The sequence below is a fragment of the Bacteroidota bacterium genome (genome assembly GCA_018266755.1).
Taxonomy (GTDB): domain Bacteria; phylum Bacteroidota; class Ignavibacteria; order Palsa-1295; family Palsa-1295; genus JAFDZW01.
Genome location: JAFDZW010000005.1, coordinates 492,253 through 515,862 on the forward strand (window position 1 = coordinate 492,253; position 23,610 = coordinate 515,862).

19 protein-coding genes are annotated in these 23,610 nt (G+C 53.8%); 16 read left to right on the forward strand and 3 right to left on the reverse strand.

Features of this window, described 5'->3' with window-relative positions; all coding sequences use genetic code 11:
• Nucleotides 1-53: 53 nt before the first annotated feature.
• Entirely contained in the window at nucleotides 54-1,634 is a 1,581-nt protein-coding gene (locus JSS75_06660) for a YifB family Mg chelatase-like AAA ATPase (GenBank protein ID MBS1903363.1), read from the reverse strand.
• 264 nt (nucleotides 1,635-1,898) lie between these two features.
• Nucleotides 1,899-3,848, reverse strand: a complete 1,950-nt coding sequence (gene mrdA, locus JSS75_06665) for a penicillin-binding protein 2 (GenBank protein ID MBS1903364.1) — start codon at nucleotides 3,846-3,848, stop codon at nucleotides 1,899-1,901.
• A gap of 87 nt (nucleotides 3,849-3,935) precedes the next feature.
• Between mrdA and JSS75_06670 the strand changes: the two genes are divergently transcribed.
• From JSS75_06670 to JSS75_06695, 6 genes are all read left to right on the forward strand, one after another.
• Nucleotides 3,936-4,292: a hypothetical protein gene (locus tag JSS75_06670; protein MBS1903365.1), complete on the forward strand. Its 357-nt coding sequence runs from the start codon at nucleotides 3,936-3,938 to the stop codon at nucleotides 4,290-4,292.
• A gap of 12 nt (nucleotides 4,293-4,304) precedes the next feature.
• On the forward strand, nucleotides 4,305-5,039 hold the full coding sequence (locus tag JSS75_06675; protein ID MBS1903366.1) for a ribonuclease H-like domain-containing protein: 735 nt from the start codon (nucleotides 4,305-4,307) through the stop codon (nucleotides 5,037-5,039).
• 85 nt (nucleotides 5,040-5,124) lie between these two features.
• Complete coding sequence (locus JSS75_06680; GenBank protein MBS1903367.1) at nucleotides 5,125-6,315, forward strand: ABC transporter permease; 1,191 nt, start codon at nucleotides 5,125-5,127, stop codon at nucleotides 6,313-6,315.
• On the forward strand, nucleotides 6,312-6,716 hold the full coding sequence (locus tag JSS75_06685; protein MBS1903368.1) for an NUDIX domain-containing protein: 405 nt from the start codon (nucleotides 6,312-6,314) through the stop codon (nucleotides 6,714-6,716). The genes JSS75_06680 and JSS75_06685 overlap by 4 nt, the downstream gene beginning before the upstream one ends.
• The gene (locus tag JSS75_06690) at nucleotides 6,713-7,630 is read left to right on the forward strand and encodes an A/G-specific adenine glycosylase (GenBank protein MBS1903369.1); all 918 of its coding nucleotides are present in this window, start codon (nucleotides 6,713-6,715) and stop codon (nucleotides 7,628-7,630) included. The genes JSS75_06685 and JSS75_06690 overlap by 4 nt, the downstream gene beginning before the upstream one ends.
• Entirely contained in the window at nucleotides 7,617-8,261 is a 645-nt protein-coding gene (locus JSS75_06695) for a DNA lyase (protein MBS1903370.1), read from the forward strand. Before JSS75_06690 ends, JSS75_06695 begins: the two co-directional genes overlap by 14 nt.
• A 14-nt stretch (nucleotides 8,262-8,275) precedes the next feature.
• Here the strand turns inward: JSS75_06695 and JSS75_06700 are convergent, their stop codons facing one another.
• Nucleotides 8,276-9,289 carry a radical SAM protein gene (locus JSS75_06700; protein MBS1903371.1) on the reverse strand — a complete coding sequence of 338 codons (1,014 nt, stop codon included), beginning with the start codon at nucleotides 9,287-9,289 and terminating at the stop codon, nucleotides 8,276-8,278.
• Nucleotides 9,290-9,430: 141 nt separating this feature from the next.
• Between JSS75_06700 and JSS75_06705 the strand changes: the two genes are divergently transcribed.
• From JSS75_06705 to JSS75_06750, 10 genes are all read left to right on the forward strand, one after another.
• Nucleotides 9,431-10,408, forward strand: coding sequence for a glycosyltransferase family 9 protein (locus tag JSS75_06705; GenBank protein MBS1903372.1), 978 nt, complete (start codon nucleotides 9,431-9,433; stop codon nucleotides 10,406-10,408).
• Nucleotides 10,409-10,418: 10 nt separating this feature from the next.
• Nucleotides 10,419-11,222, forward strand: a complete 804-nt coding sequence (locus tag JSS75_06710; GenBank protein MBS1903373.1) for a DUF3108 domain-containing protein — start codon at nucleotides 10,419-10,421, stop codon at nucleotides 11,220-11,222.
• 83 nt (nucleotides 11,223-11,305) lie between these two features.
• Complete coding sequence (locus tag JSS75_06715; protein ID MBS1903374.1) at nucleotides 11,306-11,974, forward strand: dienelactone hydrolase family protein; 669 nt, start codon at nucleotides 11,306-11,308, stop codon at nucleotides 11,972-11,974.
• Between the two features lie 127 nt (nucleotides 11,975-12,101).
• Complete coding sequence (locus tag JSS75_06720; protein ID MBS1903375.1) at nucleotides 12,102-12,443, forward strand: hypothetical protein; 342 nt, start codon at nucleotides 12,102-12,104, stop codon at nucleotides 12,441-12,443.
• Between the two features lie 159 nt (nucleotides 12,444-12,602).
• On the forward strand, nucleotides 12,603-13,109 hold the full coding sequence (locus tag JSS75_06725; protein MBS1903376.1) for a hypothetical protein: 507 nt from the start codon (nucleotides 12,603-12,605) through the stop codon (nucleotides 13,107-13,109).
• An 11-nt stretch (nucleotides 13,110-13,120) separates the two neighbouring features.
• Nucleotides 13,121-14,392: a sigma-70 family RNA polymerase sigma factor gene (locus JSS75_06730; protein ID MBS1903377.1), complete on the forward strand. Its 1,272-nt coding sequence runs from the start codon at nucleotides 13,121-13,123 to the stop codon at nucleotides 14,390-14,392.
• A 47-nt stretch (nucleotides 14,393-14,439) separates the two neighbouring features.
• A complete protein-coding gene (gene tdh, locus JSS75_06735; protein ID MBS1903378.1) occupies nucleotides 14,440-15,507 on the forward strand; it encodes an L-threonine 3-dehydrogenase in 1,068 nt (355 codons plus the stop codon).
• Between the two features lie 64 nt (nucleotides 15,508-15,571).
• Nucleotides 15,572-16,411, forward strand: a complete 840-nt coding sequence (locus JSS75_06740; GenBank protein MBS1903379.1) for an ABC transporter substrate-binding protein — start codon at nucleotides 15,572-15,574, stop codon at nucleotides 16,409-16,411.
• A 329-nt stretch (nucleotides 16,412-16,740) separates the two neighbouring features.
• Nucleotides 16,741-21,096, forward strand: coding sequence for a hypothetical protein (locus JSS75_06745; GenBank protein MBS1903380.1), 4,356 nt, complete (start codon nucleotides 16,741-16,743; stop codon nucleotides 21,094-21,096).
• A gap of 16 nt (nucleotides 21,097-21,112) precedes the next feature.
• Nucleotides 21,113-23,605, forward strand: coding sequence for a hypothetical protein (locus tag JSS75_06750; protein MBS1903381.1), 2,493 nt, complete (start codon nucleotides 21,113-21,115; stop codon nucleotides 23,603-23,605).
• Nucleotides 23,606-23,610: the final 5 nt, after the last annotated feature.

Genomic DNA, 23,610 nt, shown 5'->3' on the forward strand with positions numbered 1-23,610 from the left:
GAAGAAATCGTATTTCAGTCAATATCGATTGTACACTGTCCCTCGCGCAATGGTTACGCATTCCAGAACTGACGATCCAAGCTCCGGTACTGTATCGCTTCGGATAGATGCGGGATCTCGATATGCTCGCTGGAAGCAAGGTCGGCGATCGTGCGTGCGACTTTGAGAATACGGTCGTATGCCCGAGCAGAATGCCCCATTTTCGTCATCGCCTGTTTGAGTAGTTGTCGGCCATCGTCGCCGATCTCACAATACTCCTGAATTAACTTCGGTGACAGGTCGGCATTCTTGAATATCTTTCCTTTCGGATTAAGAGCATTGTGCGTTTCGTATCGCGAGCGCTGTATCTCACGTGCATGCTGGACGCGTTCGCGAATCGGCTTCGAGGGTTCGCCGCTCGATTTTTTCTGCAATTCCTCGATCTTCACACTCGGCACATCCACGTGGATATCGATACGATCGAGAAGTGGCCCCGAAATCTTACTCATATAACGCGAGCGCATCTGCTCGGTGCATGTACATTGATGCAACGCCGAACCGAAATTGCCGCACGGGCATGGGTTCATCGCACACAACAGCATAAAATTCGCCGGGTATTCGACCGTGACTTTAACGCGCGATATCGTGACGCGCCCGTCTTCGAGCGGCTGTCGCAGTACCTCTAGAACATTCCGCTGAAACTCCGGCAACTCGTCGAGAAACAACACCCCGTGGTGCGCCAGCGATATCTCACCGGGACGAATATTGTTCATCCCGCCGCCGACGAGCGCTGCATCGCTGATGGTATGATGCGGTGCGCGAAACGGGCGATGAGTAAGCATCGGCGTGTCCGGTGGCAAGATACCGCTTACCGAGTGGATCTTTGTCGTTTCGAGTGCTTCGTCGAATGTCAGTGGAGGTAATACCGACGGAAATCGCTTTGCAAGCATACTCTTCCCCGAACCCGGAGAGCCGATCATGATCACGTTGTGCCCGCCCGCGGCGGCAACCTCAAGTGCTCGCTTCACGGTTTCCTGTCCTTTCACATCGGCGAAGTCGAGCAACGATTCATCGACTCGACGTCGGAACAGGTCTTTAATGTCAACGGTGGTACGTGCAAGCTGCGACGTCCCGTTGAGAAGTCCAACGGCTTCGCGCAAGGTACTGACGCCGTATACTTCCAATTCAGGGACCAGCGCCGCTTCTTTCGCATTATCGTGCGGCAATATAATCCCCTTGAGCTTTGGCAGATCGACTCTCGAATCGCGGGCATGAAGCGCCACATTAAGCGCACCGTGGATTGGGCGCACCGTCCCGTCGAGGGCCAGCTCGCCGAGCAGTAGATATTGCTGCAAGGTTTCGGGATCGATTCCTCCGGCTGCTGCCAGCAGGCCGAGCGCAATCGGCAAATCGAATCCGCTTCCCTCTTTTCGAATATCCGCCGGCGCGAGGTTGATCGTGATGCGTTTCGAGAAGTCGAATGCCAGGCCCGAATTCTTCATCGCGGCCATGACGCGCTCTTTACTTTCGCGCACGGCGGAATCCGGCAAGCCGACCATTACGAAGTTCGGCGACATATTTTCGATATGACATTCGATCTCGACCGTATAGGCTTCGATCCCCTGCGTCGTAGCAGAGTAACAACGTGAGAACATAGGTGCACCTAATGATTTCGTATAAGATACGACGTCGCGACGGGGGGAGGACTCAAATTTCGCTTATGGCTCTGCATTAACCGCTATAAATAGCGGTCATTCTGAGCGAAGCGAAGAATCCCTTCGGCGAAGCCACACGACGTTTCATCAAGAGATTCTTCGCTCAGAATGACAATAGGCATACCAGCCTACAGGAATGCACTACTAAAATTTCCCTTGAGGTCCCCCCTAGAGCCGAAATCTTCGTACACTCGGAAATACTACCTATCGTTTGCCGTTTTCTACCGCTTCGGCAGCAGGTGGCGTAGAAACGGGCGGCTTCGGGGAAGAAGGGCCACTATGTTTTGCATATCGTGCCTCTCTCCACGCTTCGTACTGTGGAGTGTTGGGCAACATACTTGGCGCGGGATCTTCGCGTTCGTGATAGAGATACTCTTTGATGAGTTTGCGGGCAATCGGTGCCGAGACCGCTCCACCAAAGCCTGCGTTCTCAACCATCACGCACATTGCGATCTTTGGTTTATCGAACGGTGCAAAACAGATGAACCATGCATGGTCTTTCCCGTGCGGGTTCTGAGCTGTACCGGTTTTACCTGCGATATTACAATCGTGCGGCCCAGGTGTTTCGGCGGCATGGGCAGTTCCACCTGGCTCGTGGACGACACCCCACATGCCATTGCGGACGATCTCGATAATGGAATCGCTGACGGCAACATGGTGTCGCTTAGGCTGGTAATCCTCCCACTTCCCCGTCTTGTTATTATAGATTGCGCGTGCAGCGTGCGGTTGCACCCATACACCGTGATTGGCCCAGCATGACGCGTATGCAGCTTGCTGCAACGGTGTCACGCCGATCTCGCCCTGACCGATGCCCTGACTGACGATATATCCTTTCGTCCATCCGCGGGGGTAATGTTTGTTCATCCATTGGGTATTCGGGACGCTTCCGTTTCCTTCGAATGCAAGATCGGCACCGGTCGTATGGTCGAACCCGAAATCTCGCGCATACTTCTGCATCGAGTCGATACCCAAGGCGAGAATCGCTCGGTAATAGAATACGTCGCACGATGCAACGATCGAGCGATGGAAATTCACTGCACCGTGCGTCGCATCGTCTTTGTACGTGTGATCGCCGTAAGTGAACGATCCGCCGCAGTTCAAAGAGAAATTCAGTGGCCAGGTTTTCGTTTGCATCGTCGCAGCGGCCATCATCAGCTTCCACGTCGATCCGGGCGGATAGCGGGTTTGTGTTGCGCGATTGAAGAGTGGATGGCTGGGATCGAGCATTACTTCCTGATACTCGGCTTTCGATGTACGCCCGCTGAAAATATCAAGATCAAAATCGGGCTTGCTCACGAGTGCCAGGATATCGCCGGTATTCGGGTCCATAGCAACCACCGCACCGTGCATTCCTTCGAGAAGTTGCTCGGCATATTCCTGGAGATCCATGTCCATCCCAAGTTGGATACTTTGCCCATCGACGGAATTCTGATCGGATGCTCCTTCACGAAACCGGGCCTGTCGCTGTCCGCGCGCATCGACGGCAACATATTCGTACCCTTTCTGTCCACGAAGCTCCCGCTCGTGATAATTTTCGAGGCCGGTCGTACCGACGATATCACCAGGATGATAGTAACTGCTGTCGGCCGTGGTGTCGAGCTCTTCGAGCTTTGTTTCCGAGATCTCCTTCGTAAACCCGAGCAGATGGGATGCCCTGACCGGAGCAACATACTGCCGCTTCGACTCGAAGGTCACATCAACCCCCGGCAACTGGTCGAAATGTTCTTCGATGGCTGCTATAACCCGTGCATCGACATCGCTGATGATCTTGACCGGCTGGAATCTGGTGTAGGTACCCGATTGATTCAACCGATTCAAAATGTAGGTCGTATCTACCCCGATGAGCGATGCCAACAGCGGCAACGTCGTCTTGCGGTAGGGTTGGAAGTCCTGCGGTGTGATGGTGATCGCGTAGGACGGAATGCTGGCGGCAATCACACGGCCATAGCGGTCGTAAATAGCGCCGCGAACCGGAATACGCTCAATGCGTTTAATACCTTGTGCACTTGCTGCACCTCGCAGTTCGGCTCCCTCGAGTATCTGCAGCTGCACAAAACGGGTGGTAAACCCGGCGAAGACGAGCGCAACGATTGTCGCGAAGATTCGTCGTCGGGTTGGAGATGCAAACTCGTGGTCGGAAAAGAAATCGAACATGCGTAGCATCAGAACCCTCAGCCGCCGACTCCTTGTTCCATCTCGCTGTTTTTTCGTATTTTTATTGCCTAAATATCCCCACGGCTTATGAAGCACATCGTACTCTTGATACTGGCTGGTTTGGTGATATCCTGCAGTCGTTCGAACGACGAACCGTGGGTGCTCACGAAGGACATTAATATCACTGCATACAAATCCGACCCGGAGAACGGGAAGCAATATCTTGATGTCATTTACGAAAATGCGACCCCGTTCAATGTTCGAAAACTCAAGATCGAATTACTCGAACGAACGGGGACGAAAATCGATACGGTAGTCAAGGAGATCACGCCGGAACAGATACTCCACCCGAAGGACCGTCATCTTGCAAAGCGGCCGGTCGGCGAACCAATCGCCACCTTCGATGAGGTCAGCGTCGGTCGTGTCTGGCTCGTGAAGGAGTAGTCAAGTCAATCCATGAGCCAAACATTTGTATTTGACATCGAAACCGTACCGCTTCCGTTCGACGAATCGTTCGACGACGTTCAGAAAGAATACCTGCTGCGCGGTGCGACAACCGAAGAGGAGAAAGAGAACCTCAAGCGTTTCGGCGCACTCAACCCACTGCTCGGACGGGTAGTGTGTATCGGATTATACGTCCCCGAAGCACAAAAAGGCGTCGCATTATCTCTCGGTCCAGAGGAATCGGAAGATACCGTCGAATATGAAGGCCACAGCGTCAAGTACAAGACCTTCATTGACGAGTCTGCGATGCTCTCGCATTTCTGGCAGGGTCTCGAGGACTCGCGCTATTCCGCATTCGTCACATTCAACGGCCGCAACTTCGATTGCCCGTTTCTGATGCTACGTTCGGCCGTATTGGGGGTGCGCCCGAGCGTGAACATGATGGCTGGGACTCGGTGGTCGTTCCGGGTGTCGGGTAAACGCTCTGAGGCCGACCACATCGACTTGGCCGATAAACTGGTTTTCGGAGCAGGTTTCGACCGCAACGGGGCAACACGTAAGTTCAATCTCGATTTCTATACCAAGAGCTTCGGCATCAGATCACCGAAGGCCGAAGGCGTCACCGGATACGAGGTGCCGGAGTATTTTGCTGAAGGCAAAATACGTGAGATCGCGGAATACTGCATGCGAGATGTTGTCGCGACGGCTGAATTGTATGACCGTTGGAATGCGTTATTACGGTTCTAAGTAACGCATCGCACCTGCTATTTTCTATCCATTCTTCATAGCGCGACGTTTTATCCGCCACCGTCGTCGATCGTCCGAGGCGAACGTGGGTGGCAAACGACGGTTTATTTCCGTCATCACGTTCATTGCGATCGGGGCAGTTGCACTCGGCACGGCGACACTGATCGTGGCGCTTGCGATTCTCTCCGGCTTCGAACAGACACTCACCGACAATGTCGTCGGCTACACCGCGCATGCCGAGATATCGTCGTATGGCAACCGCCCGTTGCCGGAGTACCCGACGACCATTCGGAAATTAACAGCGAGAGTACCCCAGATCAAAGCGATCACACCATTCGTCGAGCAGGAAGCGATCATCCGTAGTTCGAGTGGAATCGTCGGATCGGTCGTTCAGGGAGTGCCGATCGGCGATTCGATGACATACGCGTTCAAGAAGCTCATCAGCGGCCGCATCCCGAACGACGCCTTCACCGATTCGATCCCCGAGATCGTCATCAGCAAAGGCGCTGCGAAGGAGTTGCATACGACCGTCGGTAAAGTCCTTACCATCTTTCGGTTTATCGAAGGCATGCAGACACGCGAGGACATGCTGCGATTCCTCCAGCGATTCCGGGTCGTCGGTATTTTCGAGACCGGGATGAGTGAGTATGACAATGCACTGGCATATACCACACTTGCAAGTGCTCAGCATTTCCGCATGATCAGCCCGACGCAGGTCAGTGGCTTTCGGCTGCTCTTCCATGATTTGTCGAACATCAAGGGGACGATGCTCGATCTCAAACGCGAGTTGCATTACCCCTACTTTGCGCAAAGCGTGTATGAAATGTACCCCACGATCTTCGGCTGGATCGAACTCCAGAAAAAACCTATCCCGATCATTCTGGGGCTCATCATCATCGTTGCGGCGTTTAATGTGATCTCGACACTCCTCATTCTCGTCATGGAAAAGACGCGCCAAGTCGGGATCCTGAAGTCGCTCGGAGCAGCGAACGGAAGTATCCTATCGATCTTTGTGACCGAAGGAGCGTACATCGCCTTGATGGGTACTCTGTTCGGAAATATTCTCGCACTCGTGTTGTCGTGGCTGCAATACCACTACCACTTTTTTAAGTTACGGGCCGACATCTATTTTATGCCGAGTGTACCGATCTCGATCGAATGGCAGCATTATGTGCTTGTGAGCCTCATTGCACTCGCCATCACGATCACTTCTGCATTCATTCCGGCACGGATCGCGACGAAGATCATGCCGGTCAAGGCCTTGAAATTCGGATGACCCCTGTCAGAGTTGTTACCGGTTTGCTCGTTCGCAACGGCACGGTATTGATGTGCGAACGACGCAGCGATAAAATCTACCCGTTGCATTGGGAATTTCCGGGCGGGAAGGTCGAGCCCGGTGAATCCTTGTACGAAGCACTTCGCCGAGAACTCAACGAAGAACTCCGTATCGATACCCTAGCGGCACGGGAGTACTTCGAGGACGTAATGACCTACTCGAACGGCATCACCTATCATGTCACATTTTTCATCGTGACGAGCATCACCGGTGAGCCAGTCAACACGGAGTTCAATGCCATCGGCTGGTTTTCTGCGTCGGAGCTTTCGTCGCTTCTGCATTTGAGCGGGAATACACAGATCATCCGGCGCCTCGTTACGGAGGGTATTCCGGCGGAATGACCACGGCGCAACGAACACGGTTTCTCGAAGCCCGACGTCGGCTCCTTCGGTGGCATCGCGAACAGAACAAGCGATCGTTTTCGTGGCGGCATGATGTTCGCGTTCCGTACCACGTCTGGCTCTGCGAGATGATGGGCCAACAAACGCAAGCCAGCCGCATCGAAGAATACCTTCGTCGATTTCTGAATCGCTTCCCTACGGTGCACTCGCTTGCAGAGGCCCCCCAACGCGATGTCGTGCGTGCGTGGCAGGGGCTCGGATATAATCGCCGTGCTGTCTATCTTCACAAAGCGGCAAAACAGATCGTCGAGCAATTTGACGGTTCGCTTCCGTCGACCGAGACCAAATTACGATCTCTTGCCGGTGTTGGCGAATACACCGCACGTGCAATCCAAGTATTCGCCTTCGGCAAGCATGTTTCGGCCGTTGACGTCAACGTGAGTCGAGTTCTGACCCGCCTTTCAAAACGCACACAAGACCGGGCTTTTCTACTGCCGATCTCGGATGTACACGAGATCAACCTCGCTATTCTACCGTCGAAGCGTACCCGTGACTGGCATGAAGCGATCATGGACCTCGGGGCAACGATCTGCACGAAAAATCGTCCACAGTGCGATTCCTGCCCGTTGCGTTCGCAGTGTCCGTCGGTCGGGTTGCAAAACGCACAACGGCCCGAACGAAAGAACTCAAAGACAGAACCACTGTTCTTCGGCCATCCGAAACGCATTTGGCGAGGTCGCGTACTGAAATTGATTGCGGCATCACCGCTGTCTCGGCAACGACTTCGCTCGGTGCTATCGGCGAACCATTCGATCGATGCCTCGATCGCCGACGATATACTGACACTTGTGCTCCCGGGGCTATTGGAGGAGGGATTTATTCACCTGACAAAGAGTCGCTATGAGCTCCGATAACGCGGCAACACTACTACCGGAGCCATGGGCTGGAGTATATGCAGAGCGAAAGGATGCGATACGGGCGCGTCTCGCCGACTTCGCCGCAGTACCTGTTACGGAGCATTTTTACGAATTACTCTTTTGCATACTCACCCCGCAGTCGCAAGCGAAAAACGCCGAGCAGGTAATCGCGAAGCTCAAATCCGATCGTTTCCAGGAGATGGCCTTCGACCCTACCGATCTTCTGCGTACACCCGAGCACTATATTCGCTTTCATAATACAAAAGCAAAACGCCTGCTCGCGATCCGCGATATGTTCGCGGATATCAGTTCGCTGTTACGGACACATTGGTCGGAGCCACTTGTACTGCGCGCCGCGATCAGGGAAACAGTCCCGGGGTTCGGACTCAAGGAAAGCTCGCACTTTCTTCGCAATATCGGCATCCGCGACCTTGCCATCCTCGACCGTCATATCCTGAAGCATCTCAAGGCCGTTGGCATCATTGGGCGCATCCCGGCATCACTGACCGACAAGCGCTACTTCGCGATCGAGAAAAAATGGAAGAAGTTTGCGTCCAGGGTCGGAATACCTATCGATGAATTGGATCTCCTCTTTTGGAGCATGGAAACCGGCGAGATACGGAAGTAGAAACAGACGGCAGGTTAGCGTTTGAACGGCTCGATGCGATCGCTGAAATCCGGACGGTAATAATCCTGGCTTTCAAATTCCTGAGCCCAACCGTTGGTGAAATCGAACTCGTCGAGTAGTTCGAGGACTTTCTCATATTCACGAGCTCGAATGCGACGGTTGAGCAACATCAATCGTTCGGAGCGATCTGCGTTGACATCGTTGATCAGATTGGTCGGATAATACTGGCTCATTACCGATAATGTCAGTGACGGCGACAACTCATTCGCGATCATCCGCAGTGTATCTTCCGAGCCCGCCATATCGTTCGGCAGTACAAGGTGCCGAATAATCATCCCGCGCTTGACCAGTCCATCCTCTCCGATCAACAGATCGCTTCCCATCTGCCGATACATCTCCGCAAGCGCCAGACGCGAATGATGCACATAGTCCTTCACGCCGGAGTAATCGTATCCCGCTTGTTCATCGGAGTATTTGACGTCGGGAAGATAGACATCAATGATTCCGTCGAGCAGTCGGAGCACATCGACAGAATCGTAACAATTTGTATTATACACCAGTGGAATATGCAATCCCCGTTCGCAAGCGATCAGGAGCGACTCGACGATCTGCGGGGTAAAATGTGTCGGAGAAACAAAACCGATAGAATGGCAGCCTCGCGAGTCCTGCAGTTCGATCATCATCTCAGCGAGTCTCTCGGCCGTCACTTCATTCTGCTGCTCCTGTTTGTATCGTTGGCTGATCTGGAAATTCTGACAATAGACACATCGGAGATTACAATTCCCGAAGAAGACATTCCCCACCCCATTGGTGCCGACAAGTGCAGGTTCTTCGCCGAAGTGAGGGCAATACGAAGAAACAATCGCTTTTGCGCCACTATAGCATCTGGCGATCTCGCCCTTTGTGCGGTCAACGGCGCAATCGAGCGGACAGATGTTGCATGCCGAGAGCATTGCATGCAGTGCATCGGCCCGGTGGCGAAGCTCACCGGACTCGAACATCTTGCGATATGACGGTATGTACTCCATCGATGAGTGTCTTGCCTAACGTATTGACACATACTGAAAAATCCCATTCGGAGCTCAGTTGGGAGCCTCAAGACTCGAAAGGATCCCCTTCTGTGTTCGGAATGGCCACTGGCAAGAAAGCCTATTCGTAACTTTGTATTAGTGAAGAAGATACTTATCGTTCGGACCGACAAGATTGGTGATATGGTACTGACGCTGCCGATGGCTCAGGCGATCAAACTCGCGGACCCGGAATGCAGGGTCGTCTTCATGTCGCAGCCATATACAACACCGATCGTCAAACTTTCGCGGTTCGTCGATGAGATCGTAGAATACGATGGTTCGTACTATTGGGGACTCATCAAGGCCTTTCGGCGTATACGACCGGATGCTGTCGTTCTCCTTTCGCCGAAGGCTCGTTATGCGATCGCCTCGTTCTTCGCCGGCATTCCCATTCGTGTCGGCAAAGGATACCGATGGTATTCGTTTTTCACGAATCGCAACGTATTCGAGCATCGCCGAACTGCCGAACGAAACGAAGCTGCTTATAATCTTCGGATGCTTGCATCTCTTGGCATCGATGCAGATGAAGAGTTACTACCACAACTCGATTTGAGTATATTACCAACTGTTTCCATTCCGACTCAGCCATACATCGTCCTCCATACCCAAACCGGCGGCTCTGCCCCGATCTGGGATGCGGATAAATGGAGCGAACTTGGGTCGGCACTGAATCAAACATTCGGGTTTCCGGTCGTGCTGACAGGTACAGCGTTCGAGAGTGAATTCTTGTTCACCCTCTGCGAACGAATGAAACACTCGCGGCTGGATGTTCATATACAACCACAGAGTGATTTGGCAACGCTCTGTAGCGTTCTTTCAAAGGCCGCACTTGTGATTGCCGGAAGTACCGGACCGGGGCATATCGCCGCCGCACTCGGAACCCCGACGATCGGGCTCTTCCCGCGTGCAACGGCACTCTCGAAAGAGCGCTGGGGGTTCCGCGGGAAACGCGCTATAAACCTCGACGCCACGGTCGCACCGAGGCCCGAATGTCCACAGTGCAAGAATTGTAATTGTGTTTCGTCTATTACAATCGGCCAAGTCATCGACGCAGCCAGAACGCTCATGAACCAGTAGAATAACCGTGATGCAATTACTTCATTTGCTTCTCCCCCTTCTCGTCGCCTTCGGAGCGACGGGGGCCAATATAGCGCACGCACAAACGGCAAATGGTGCATTGCGTTCGCTCAACAATTCGGCCTTTACCGTGGGTGAACGTCTCACGTTCGATATCAGCTACGGCTTCATCACGGCAGGACAGGCGGTGATGACGATCCCGGACTATAAATATGTCAACGGCCGTCAAACCTACGAAATCAATACATACGCCGTCTCGACCGAGACGATGGATAACGTATTCAAAGTTCGCGATAAATATGCGACCTATCTCGACGTCGATGGAATATACCCGCACCGCTTCGAGCAACATGTTCGCGAAGGCAAATACACCAAGGATTACGAAGCATTTTTCGATCAGGAAGAAGGCACGGCAGAAACCGACGACGGGCAGAAGTATAAAATACCCCGATTTGTACACGACATCCTCAGTGCGTTCTACTATGTCCGGGTGTTGGATCTAAAGCATTATCACAAAGGCGACAAGATCACGCTCGAGAATTTTTACGACGGGAAGGTTCATCCGCTCGACGTCATGGTACTTGGGCGGCAGCAGGTCGAAGTTGCAGCCGGGACATTCAACTGTGTGGTCGTCGAGCCGATGGTCGTCGCCGGCGGGTTGTTCAAAAATGAAGGATCAATCCAAGTGTGGCTCTCGGACGATGAAAACAAGATCCCGGTGAAAATGGTATCGAAGGTCCTGATCGGCAGCATTAGCGTCGATCTGACGAGCTATGCCGGGTTGAAGAATGTGGCGACCGCCAAGGTCAACTGACCGTCTTCGTAAGGCGGCACCCGAACTCCTGTGATGCTTACTCGCAGTCGTGTGTTGTAGGCTCATAATTTCTTGTTTCGGGAATGAACGCCGCAGCACTTCAGTACACCGTACGCGAACCGAAGAATCCGACCAACGGACAAACGCCTGCCATTATCGTGTTGCATGGGTATGGCGCAAACGAGCTTGATCTAATCCCGGTTGCGACGGCTGCCTCCGACACACACAAAGTAATCAGCCTTCGTGCTCCGATCGAATTGCCATGGGGCGGATATGCGTGGTATCACCTCGAGCAGTCGATCCAGGGACTTCGTGCCGACCTCGAATCCAGACTCCGTTCTGAGACCCTTGTGATGGAGGCTCTCCCCACCCTTATCGAACAAGAAGGCCTCGATGCCGACCGAATTGTGCTGATGGGGTTCAGCCAGGGAAGCGCAATGTGCTATAGCCTTATCGCTCGCCATGATCTCGGAACGATCGGTATTACGCTTCAGGGTGTTGCGGCCATGAGCGGATACATCCCTCGCGATGCACTCGAGCCGTTGGCTGCAAAAAACCTAAACGGACTCCCGGTGTTTTTATCCCACGGCGAGTATGACGAATTAATCCCGTTCATTTCGCTCGACGAATCACGAACGCAGTTAACCCGTGCCGGTGCAAATGTAACGGCCGATATTTATGAGATCGGTCACGGTATCGACGAGGATGTGCTCGGAGACCTCCGCCGTTGGTTTTCCAAGTACACGAAATAGTCTATCGGTCTCTGCCATTTTTTTTCCTTTCTTCTGTCCGGGTTTGGTCGCCCCAACCGATATAGGTGTAGAACAAACGCTCTCAACACGACGAGAGCACACTTTTTCATCTATATAATTGACGAACATGAACGAATACGTATTACTCTATCGCGGTGGGATGTCGCAGGATCAGGTTTCCGCGCAAGAAATGGAACAACAGATGAAGCGTTGGCAGGACTGGTTCGCCAAGCTCGGCGAGGAAGGCCGCTTAAAAGATTGGGGAGCTCCGTTGCAGCGTGAAGGCAAGCATGTCGCCAAAGGAGGAGTCATTACCGACGGCCCATTCTCCGAAGGCAAGGAAATCATCGGAGGATACTCGATCATCAAGGCAACGGATATTGCCGAAGCTGCAATGATCGCGCAAGACTGCCCTGTCTTGTTAGCAAAGCAAGGCAGCGTCGAAGTGCGTCCGGTCATGCCGATGTGATCGAACTCGATAGACAGTCCGACTCTTCAACCGCCCCACTGGTTCGTGAGAGAACACAGTGGGGCGATTGTTGTTCAATGGTATATTATTCCGGTGCATGGTCGAGGACGTATGCAATCCCGATCGTGTACACGCATACCATTTGCCAACAAACCAGCTATGGGAATCACGATCGAAGCTATCGGAAATATTGCGATTGCGCTCTCAGTTATCGTCGCGCTCGTCTTTGGCATCGCGCAAGTAAAGGCAGCAGAACGCGACCGGCGCGAACGTCTCACGCTCGAAACACTCAGAATTTTTCAAACCCGCGAGTTTGCCGAACAACTCTCGTTCATTCGGGATCTGGAGGCGCCGACTGACGGAGATAGCTTGAGGGCGATGCCGCGAGATCACCAGATTCTACTGATCCAAACGGCCCAGCAGATGGAGTCGCTTGGTATGATGGTCTACGAACGCTACATTGACCTCGATCTGATCGATAAAACACTCGGTTCGTTCGTTGCGACATCGTGGAAAAAGTACGAGCCGATGTTCCTAGACATGCGCACCTCTATTCCCGACCCGTTCTTGGGCGAATACTTTCAGTGGCTTGCCGAACGCATCGACGAACGCATGCGAGAGAGTCCCCGCGAGCCGTTTTACAAGCAACGAATACCGAAGCGGTAGCACGCCAGTACGTGAGCACAGAGATCAATACCGTTGTCGACCAGCTATTCCGACAAGAATCCGGAAAGCTCGCCTCCTCGCTTTCGAGAGCATTCGGGTTGTCTCGGTTGGGGGTTGTCGAAGATATTGTACAGGATACGCTGCTCGCAGCATTGCAAAATTGGTCGTTTCGCGGCGTCCCGGAAAATCCAACCGCCTGGCTTCATCGTGTCGCCAAGAATAAAGCAGTTGACTGGATCAGAACGCGTCAGCGGGATCCACAAGTCTGGAATGAGTCCATTCCCGGGCTTGCTGCCGCAACGCATTCGATGGAGATCGAGCAGCACTTTCTTTCCTGGGAGATCGCCGACTCGCAACTTCGAATGATGTTCGCCTGCTGTCATCCGGGGATTTCCGAAGAATCGCAGATCGCACTGGTTCTCAAAACGCTGTGTGGATTTAGTGTTCGCGAGATTGCAAATGCCTTCTTGACAAACGAAGCGAGTATCGAAAAACGACTCGGCCGCGCACGCAAGTACTTCCGAGAGCACCGTATCGAATTGGAAGTACCATCGCGTCAGGCCGTCCACGATCGGACCGGGACAGTCTTGCGAAGCCTCTATCTGCTCTTCAACGAGGGGTACAAACGGACCGACAGCGAGGGCTTGCTCAATCGGGATTTGTGTCTCGAAGCATTACGGCTTGCCCTCTTGCTCGCAGACCATGCGGAAGTGGGCACACCGGAGTCAATGGCTCTTGTCTCATTGATGAGTTTTCACGCCGCTCGTTTCGAAGCGCGAACCGATGTGAACGGCGAAATCGTCCTGCTTTCAGAGCAGGATCGTTCACAATGGAATCCGACACTGATAGACAACGGCGTGCGCTATCTTGAACGATCGCGACCGGATATCAATATCAGCACATATCATCTTGAAGCAGCGATCCAGTCGCTGCACTGCACCGCTGCAACCTTTGAGCAGACCAATTGGGCTGCGATTCTTGGCTTGTACAAACGTCTGAATACGCTTTCGCCGAGTCCGGTCACGACGTTGCATATGGCTGTCCCTGTCTGCCGTGTTCATGGTCCTGCCACCGCGATCGGATTGCTTCGTTCAGCCCCGCTCACCGAATATTATCTGTATCATTCTGTCCTCGGTCATTGCTTGGAGCAGGCCGGAATCGTGTCGGAAGCGATCGCGTCTTACGAAGCAGCCCTCCGCCTGACCAAAAACGAACGCGAGAAACATTTACTACTCGCCCGACTCGACGTGCTCCGTGCCGACGGAGGATCGAAAATGCGGTGATAAAACCAATTCCCGAGTTGTTTACTGCCATTCAATAATTTCTACGAATGGCAGATACGATGATGGCTCTGCGCAAGACCAAGCGCGCACGCGGAGCCGAAATGCAGGAGATCCGCATCCCGGACATCAAGCCGGACGAGGTGCTCATTAAGATCCACGCTTCGAGTCTTTGTGGAACGGACGTACATATCTATAATTGGGACGAATGGGCCCAGAGCCGTATTAAAACCGTGCCCTATACCGTCGGGCATGAGACGAGCGGCACGGTCGTCAAAGCCGGCTCGATGGTCAAACGCGCAAAAGAAGGCGATGTGGTCTCTGTCGAGACGCATATCCCCTGCGGCCACTGTAAGCAATGCCTGACCGGCAAAATGCATGTCTGCCATAATCTGAAAATCCTTGGCGTCGATACCGACGGTGCATTCGCCGAGTATCTTGCCGTGCCAGACGTTGTCGTCTGGAAAAGCGACACGTCCATCCACCCCGATCTTCTCTCAATCCAGGAGCCGCTCGGCAATGCCGTGCATGCAACGTTGATGGAGCCTGTTCACGGCAAATCCGTGGTGATCCTCGGCGAGGGACCCGTCGGTCTGTTCTCTGTCGGAGTTGCCCGTGCAAGCGGTGCGTCGAATATCTTCGTCACCGGCATGGACCCCTTCCGTCTCGGCATCGCGAAGAAGATGGGCGCCGACGTCACGATCGACGTCACCAAAGAAAACGCGGTCGAGATCATCAAAGAAGGTACCGGAGGGCTCGGCGCAGATGTCGTGCTTGAAATGTCGGGTGCACCACGGGCCATGCAAGATGGCGTCGCCGCACTTCGCCGTGGAGGCCGTTACTGTTTCTTCGGCATCTTCAAAGATAATCTTGTGCCGACGCCGCTCAACGATATCATTTTCAATGGCGGTACATTCTACGGCATCAACGGGCGCTTGATGTTCGATACATGGTTTACGGTTTCGAACCTGCTCGCCTCGGGGCGTCTGGACGTCAATCCGGTGGTCACTCACCGGTTGGCTCTGACGGATTACGAGCAGGCGTTCGAACTCATGACCGAGGTGCCTAAAAAGGCCGGTAAGATCATTCTGTTCCCCGGCGGAGTACCCAAACAATAACTTTCTCGCATCTATAAATCTGGCAGAGGCTTGCCTCTGCCTGCGAAAATCTTGTACCCAATTTATGACAGACGTTAAGCCCCTTCAGATCGGCCATTCGCCGGACCCGGACGATGCCTTTATGTTCTATGGTTTTGGATCCGGCAAGGTAACCATCCCCGGCTACGAGATCGATCATGTGCTCGACGATATCCAGTTGCTCAATGTTCGCGCGATGACGGCAGAATTGCCGGTCACCGCGATCAGCGCACATGCATATCCGTATGTCGCAAAGGATTACTGGATCATGAAGACCGGCGCGTCGATGGGCGAAGGGTATGGCCCGATCATCGTCTCGAAGAAATACAAGACGATAGACGAACTCAAGGGCAAGACAATCGCACAACCGGGCAAGCTGACAACGGCGAACTTGCTTTTACGCTCGTGGTACCCCGATCTACAGACCGTTGAGATGGCATTCGACAAAATTATCGATGCCGTGCTTGCAGACGAAGTCGATGCGGGGTTGCTCATCCACGAAGGTCAGCTCACCTGGGCAAGCTATGGGCTCAATAACCTTGTCGATTTCGGCATCAAGTGGCAAGAAGAAACAAACGGGCTTCCGTTGCCTCTCGGCCTCGATCTTGTCCGAAAGGATTTCGGATTGGAGCAAGCGGTCAAAGTTCGTGAAGCGCTTCAAGCATCGATCAAAGCTGCCTATGACGATCCTGACGGATCGATTCCGTATGCGATGCAATGGGGCCGTGGCATCGACAACGAACTTGGAGGCAAGTTCGTGAAGATGTACGTCAATGACGTTACCTACGACATGGGCGAACGCGGGCGCAAGGCGCTTCACTATCTGTTTGCTCTTGGGGCAAAGAATGGGATCATCCCCGAGGTTGGAGAATTCGAATTGATCTAAAGCCCCAGTTGCGTACGATATTGAAGGGTTCGCGAACACAGTTTCGCGAACCCTTTTTCTTTTGAACACATCACCGCGGATATTTGGAATCTGGGAGAAACTTCCCTATATTTGTACGTGCAGTTTGCTGTCTGCTTGCATTCCCGCAACCTAATGGATACATTGCGGTAATCGACCCATCCCATAGCAGACCGAAAGTACTACGGACACGCAAGACTCCCCTTGCTTTTTATTGATGCGCGCCCGCAATACAGTGTTTTATGCAACCCTCTGACGCCCACGATACGTCGGAAACGATAGCGACATCGACACATTCAATAGGAGGTACCATGAGAATCCGTCATTCTCTGGTTGAACGAATTGGCATCAGACCGACGATCGTCTTCATTGGCATCGCGAGCGTACTCTTCGGTTTTGCGATAACTGCATTCGCACAACTGAACGTCTCGGTCACGGTCGTACCGCCGTATTCTCCGAATCTTGATGTGTGGATGAGCAACCCGTCGCGGGTACTAATCACGGTAATCAATACCGACCCGACACGTGGATATGACATTCGCCTGGCCGGCAGCGCTCGGAACTCCGACGAAAGCGTCGTAATGGAGTCAAAGCTCGACGCCCCCTCTCCGATGATCCATGTCGATGGCGGCGCAATGAAGCAACTCACACTGAGCGACTTCCGCCTCTTCGACGCGAATATGGTGCGCTTCAAAGGCACCAGCTCCACACAGCTTGCCCGCACGCATACCCTACCGGAAGGAATGTACCGTATCTGTGTTCAGGCGCTCGACTACAGTACACGCGCTGCTCTCTCACCGGATGCGCCGAGCGGCTGCGCGACATTCGGGATCCGCAATGCTGAAGCCCCCATCCTGACGCAACCATCCGATGGCGCAACAATCGAACCCGAGCGGGCACAGATGATCCATTTCCAATGGCTTGCACCGATCGGCGCCCCGCCGCAAGTCACATACCAATTCAGCATAGTCGAGTTGCAAGGAAAGCAAAACCCGGAGGCTGCCTTTCGCGGGGCTGGCAAAATAATGGGCATCACTCGCGATGGGCTTACATCTACGTCGCTGATGCTTCAGAGCACAGAACTCAAAATGCTCAGTGGGAAGCAGTATGCCTGGCGCGTTCGTGTAATCGATCCCGCGAATACTACGGCATTCAAGAACGAAGGGTATTCTGCTGCAAGCTCGTTCCAACTCGGCGGCGGTGGTATTATCGTCAAACCGAAGCCCAAGATGCCCGATACCCTCGTCGCCGGCGGGTTTGAGATCGTCGTCCAGAAATGGGACAGTTCGTCGAAATCTATCGATCCGAAATTGCCAAGCGGAATCGGCTGCATCAAGTTCGATTGCACAAAGTCAAAGAAACTTGCGCCGTGGTTCGATGCGGGCAAGCTCAATACGACGACGTTCAATGTGGTGGCAACCCCGATCAGCGACTCGATGAGCCAGATGCATCTACCGGAAGCCCAGCTCATCGAACCGAGCGCGAAGATCGGCGATAAACTGTTTGTCGAACTGCCGACGAAAAACGTCTCGATCGCCAATCAGATACTCGACCGCAATAAGCTAATCGACTGGTTAAAATTTCATCCGAAGCTCGATTGCATTGTGGTAGGATTTCATGATGTCGAGTGGACACCTCCGAACAAGACTAAAGTTGTACTCACGTCCGGGACAGCCATATACCCCACCACACCGGCGACACCGCCGCCGCCTGCGCAATTGGCACTCGACTCCGCATTCACTCTCGCGATCGATTCGCTTGTCATTACCACGACAGAAGCGACAGTACAAGGCAAGCTATTGCTGCCGACCAATATCATCAGTGCCGACACATGTACCAGAGCATTCTTGAAACTACCGAAAACCACCATCACCTCTAATTGCGAGTTTTATAAAGAGGTCACCGTGGGCGATTCTGCATATGGACGCTGGTGGATCGGTAACACGGGCATGTTAGTGCACGGCGAGCAATATGTCATCGACTTTTCCTCGAGTCAGTCTGCTTCCGGATTAAACCCGCCGCTGCCGCCGGGGTGGAAAGGCGTTGTCCTCCGTCGCGGTGCCAACGATGCAGCTGCGAGTGAGAGCATCATCTCCAATCGCGGATACGTCAAGGCGCCATACACATATACCGACGCCACGATCACAACACACGGCTTTAACGGCACGCTAATGCTCACGCTGGGGTCGTGGGGATTTACCACACTCGAACCATACGGATACCTTGTTGCCCTTCGATCCGGTACGTTAACGTTTGCCAATAGCGAGATCACCGGCGGAGCATTTTTCGACAACCGGATCGGTCTGCCACAAATGGCAATTCGGTCGTCGTCCGGCAACCGCATCTACGCCGCGTACGATTCGTTGATCGTGCAGCCCGACATGGACCTCTTCGCAAAGATCAAGATCAACGATAATTACACGTGGGGTGAATTCTCGAAGACGGACGGAAAGCCGACGTATTACAAACTCGACTACGACCCGTCGGGAGCAAAGGACTCCGGCAGCTTCTATCTCTCCGCTCGCCAGATCAAACCATACTACCCCGCAGATTCCTTCTGGCACAACCCTGTGCTTGTAGCGCCGGAAGTGCAGATGGAAAGTCAAGGGATCCAGGGTGTACTATTGCCCTTTGTCCATCGCCGCGATTTCACGATTTTTACACCCGACGTTCCGATCCCGCCGACCAAGAAACTCGTCTTCCCGAAGGAGACAATCTTGAAAGGCTGGATGAACATCATCCGAAGCGGTGTGCATGCGGAGATCGACATTGTCTGCGATTCGGCAAAACTCGGGAATATGCTCATCGGCGACTCCTTACGATCAAGGTACCAGGGCGAGCAGAGCTTCCAAACGAGCTTCGGTATCTGTTTCTTTAAACGTGGCGACCGCAAAGACCAGGTCTCGACAACGGCTGCGGCAAACATCCCGAAAGAAGTGATGCCGTTCCAATTCGTCGAGAGTGCGGTCTGGAACAGCGAACTCGCCGGTGAAGTCAGTCTTCCGAAACCTGCGGAGATCAGGGTCGCATTCAAGAACATGATGTTCACATCGACTGCCGATTGTGCGGGCGGGCAGGTCGATCTCTCGAAACCCGATTCGCTCCCCTATTGGGGCGTAAAGATCGTCGCGAAAGACACGAACAAGTCGGCCGGTATCGTATGCGCACGACTTGGAGTGATCTATCTCACCGCAGCCGGTATCGCGGAGGAGCATCACTATAGTAAGCCGTTCTGGCTCACATGGGGCGAGATGAAGGCCGATGGGAATCTTGGTCGGCTGTTCTTCGACTACAATAGTGTCGGTCAACATTTCGACGGCTTCCCGTTCACGCCGCAGGCAGTGCGATTGTCGGATTATAGCCCAATGCGGATGGATACTGCACGCGTCCCCGGTTCGATGACCGTCGGCGCACTTGCCGGATCACTCTATGCGTATGGGATGGTATCGATACATTTCTTCGGCGGAAAGATGGTTTCGCTCTCCGACTATCTGGTCGAAAATACATCGAGCCCCTACCTTGCGCGATGGGTCCGCGAGCAGAAAGACCCCGTATATGGCAATCCGGGGAGCGATATCCACTGGCAACGTAACTGGGGTGGCGGTATTGCCGACTTCGACTATACAAATGTCATGTACGACAGTACTGCGCAAGTCGGGTTCTATGGTACCGGCACTGCGACATTGCTTGAGATCTCAGGCGGCATTAGTTCGTCGATCACGATCCGTGCCGATCGCTCTTGCTTCAGCATGTATGCCGAGGCGAGCCACGACATCAACATGGCAGTCGTCGCGAATTTCTCGTCGATGGGCAAGATATGGGGATGCGGATGCATTCTCGGCGAATCGCTCGAGCGTGTTGTGGTTGGGGGCGAACTTTCGAGTGGATTTGGCGTAGGTGCTAGCCTTGCTGCCAGAGGCGGTGCGATGGTCGCGATCAAGATGTCATTTACACCGACGCAGACGAAACTGTCGATCCAGGGCGATATGTACGTTCTGCTTGCAAGCAGCATCAACGCCGAGGTGTCGGGGATGGCAGAACTGACCGAGGATCACGGCGCCGGTTATATCGAAGGTTATCTCAAAGGCGACATCTCGCTGACAACATTCCTCACCGGCATCACCGCAGAAGGCGAATTGCAGTGGCACTTCGGGATCGACTATCAGGCAATCCAGGGGCGCGTTGCGGTCGGCATCTACGGCCCGTTACAGACCGGTATGGAATCCGGCGTATTCCTCGGCAACAACTGCCCGAAGGATAAGATCTGGGTAACCGACGGTATCAACTCGCGATTCTCCTTCAATAAAGGCGGACTCCCGACGAGGCTGACCGGCATGTACGCATACATCTCGATCTCGCAGTCGATCAATCTCTATATCGTCAGCGGAGGGTATGAGGTGTATACGGGCATCGGTGCATTCCTTGGCACGAGCCCGCCGGTGGGTTCTGGCTTTGGGGTGATGGGAAATGTCGGCGTGCGCATCTGGGGCGAGATCCTTGGCGGCCTTGTGAGTGCATCGGCCTATGGCGATCTGCAATTCATCGCCGGCATTCCACCTGCGTTCGAAGGCTCGATCGGCCTGGAAGCCTGTGTGCTGTGGGTGTTCTGCGGCAGTGTCGATGTGCACTGCGGATATAATCATAGTGACGGATTCTATATCAATTAACGGCGGAGAAATGAACATGAACCGAACAACGACTCAGCCGACAATGCGGTATACGATCTGTACTCTGCTTACGTTGTGCGCATTTATTGCCATGACTGCACGCACCCGTGCCCAGGAACTACGCGGATTTACGAAGCCGGCACCCGGAGCGTTCGTCTATCTCTCGTGGGCTCCGGATACGAGTGCCCCACCGCTTCGGTATAATATTTATCGCAAGCTTGCCGCGGATGCATCCTTTCCTACGACCCCGCTCAACGGCAGTACCCCCATCTCGCCGGTGACGAATTGTGTGACGTTCAAGACAATCATCCCGCAGGGTTCCGCCGATTGGAATTTGCTTGCAAACGCATTTGCCGATAGCATCACTCATGTCCCGCTTTCAAATGTGTGCGACATCGCAACATACACGTTCGGTGGCAAACTATGGAATCGCGCTATCCTTTTTGCTCGTGCTCGCAAGCAGGTCGGAATCGTGATGGGGTTTGCCTATCAGGACAATTCGGCAGTAAACGGCACGAGTTACCGCTACCGCATCCGTCGCGTGAATAGCTCAGGGACAGAACTTCCTTCGACAGGCGCCGACGAGGTAACAATTACGTGTGGCACACCGTCTGCGATCGCCGCTCCGACGAGTATGCGCATCGTCATCGGCGACGCGAAATTGCAAATACTATGGGCAAAGCCGTCGGACGAGCGCTTCCGCGCCTTTAACGTGTACCGTTCGCAAGGCGGACCGTATCGAAGAGTGAACGAGACCGATATCAGCGCCGATATCACCGTTGACCTCGACAGTAACACCGTCGCGCCGTCTCCGTCGAATGGCTTCACCGATTACGAACGATGGGATTCCGCCGGACACGTTGCCCCTCGCTCGGTCACCGGGATTGCTGGTACATTTTCCGGGCCGGCGAACGGAACAAGCTATAGCTATAAGGTTACACTCAAGGATATCCTGGGAAATGAAAGTCCGTTCTCGGCAATCGTCTCAGGCATTCCGGTGGACAAGACTCCTCCCGCCATCCCGACCGATGTTATTGTAACGGCGAGCGAGGCGCAAAGCAGTATCGACATCCGCTGGCCAAAGAAGACGAAAGACGTGCTCGGTCACGATGAGAATATCACGGGGTATCGTGTATACCGCTACGGTTCGGGAGAGAACCCGGCGGACCCGAATACAGCCGTCGGCGGCCTCGTTGCACAGCCCGCAGATTCAACGATCTTTCTGACGGTCACCGATCACTCCAACCCACTGCGCGATCCCTGTAAAGATTCGACGCATTGGTATCGGGTTCTGGCCGTCGATGCCGCCGGCAACCAGTCCCAACGCTCGATTGCCGTCAGTGCAATGCTTAAAGATACGACCAAACCCAAAGACGTCAAAGGCACACAGGCCAAAGGGTTCGATGACTACATCAAAGTGGAATGGAAGCCGAATAGCGACTGCAATATCTCGCAGTACCTGATCTATCGCGCACTCTGCGATTATGGCGATTGGATCCCCTGCGATACCCCTCGCGTCTCCGCTGCAGGGGTACCGACGAACAACAATTATCAGACAAGCGACAAAAAGCGCGGGCCAAAGTCACCGAAAGATTGCGGAGGTCCGTTCGCACTCGTCGGTATACTCTCGCATAAAGATGCGCTCGACAGGGCATCGGCAAATGGCGGACTCGCCTTCTACGACGATCACACGGTCCCAACCGGCTCGCCGGTTTGCTATGCATACCTTGTAAAAGCGCAGGATATGGCAGAAAACATCAGCGGCACATTTCCTGTACCGACCCGGCCGCCGGAGATTGTCGTTTGCGAACGTCTCCGCGACAAAACCCCACCGCCTCCAGGTATTATCGCAGGACTATATTCCCGCGACAGCGCGATTCGCATCGACTTCATCGGGCAACCGATCCAGGATATTGCGGCATACCATATGTATCGCTCGGATAGTGCGAACGGTACATATCATTGGGTTGGCGGCATGACGGTCGAACCGCCGCCGATGGTCGGGCATATCCTGCATTCGCCATATCATCCGTCGGCTGCCGTTGGCTGCGACTCGATACCGCTCGTGAGCAACCCATATATGAGCGCGGGGACGTTCGTCGACAAACGAGTCGAACGCAAAAAAGTCTATTGGTATAAGGTATTGGGGATTGACCAGAACGGTAACGAGTCGAAGATTGACAGCGCCGTTGCAATGAGCACGTTTACGTTTGCAAGTAATCGCGAACGGCCCCCGAGGATCAATACGATCACATCGGTCGAAGGCCCATGTGCCCTTCGAATCAACTGGACCCCGACGTATGATTCGACGACGACACTCGGCTTTGTCGTCTTCCGCTCCGAAACCATGAATGGCCCGTACCTTCAATTGGAAAACATCGTCAAAGACAACGTCTTTGCGGACAATTCGGTCGAGCGCAATAAAACCTACTGGTACCGGGTGGCGCAACTGAAAGCGGACGGGCTGCTGACGCAGCTTTCCGACCCCAAAAATGCACTACACCCATAAGGAGC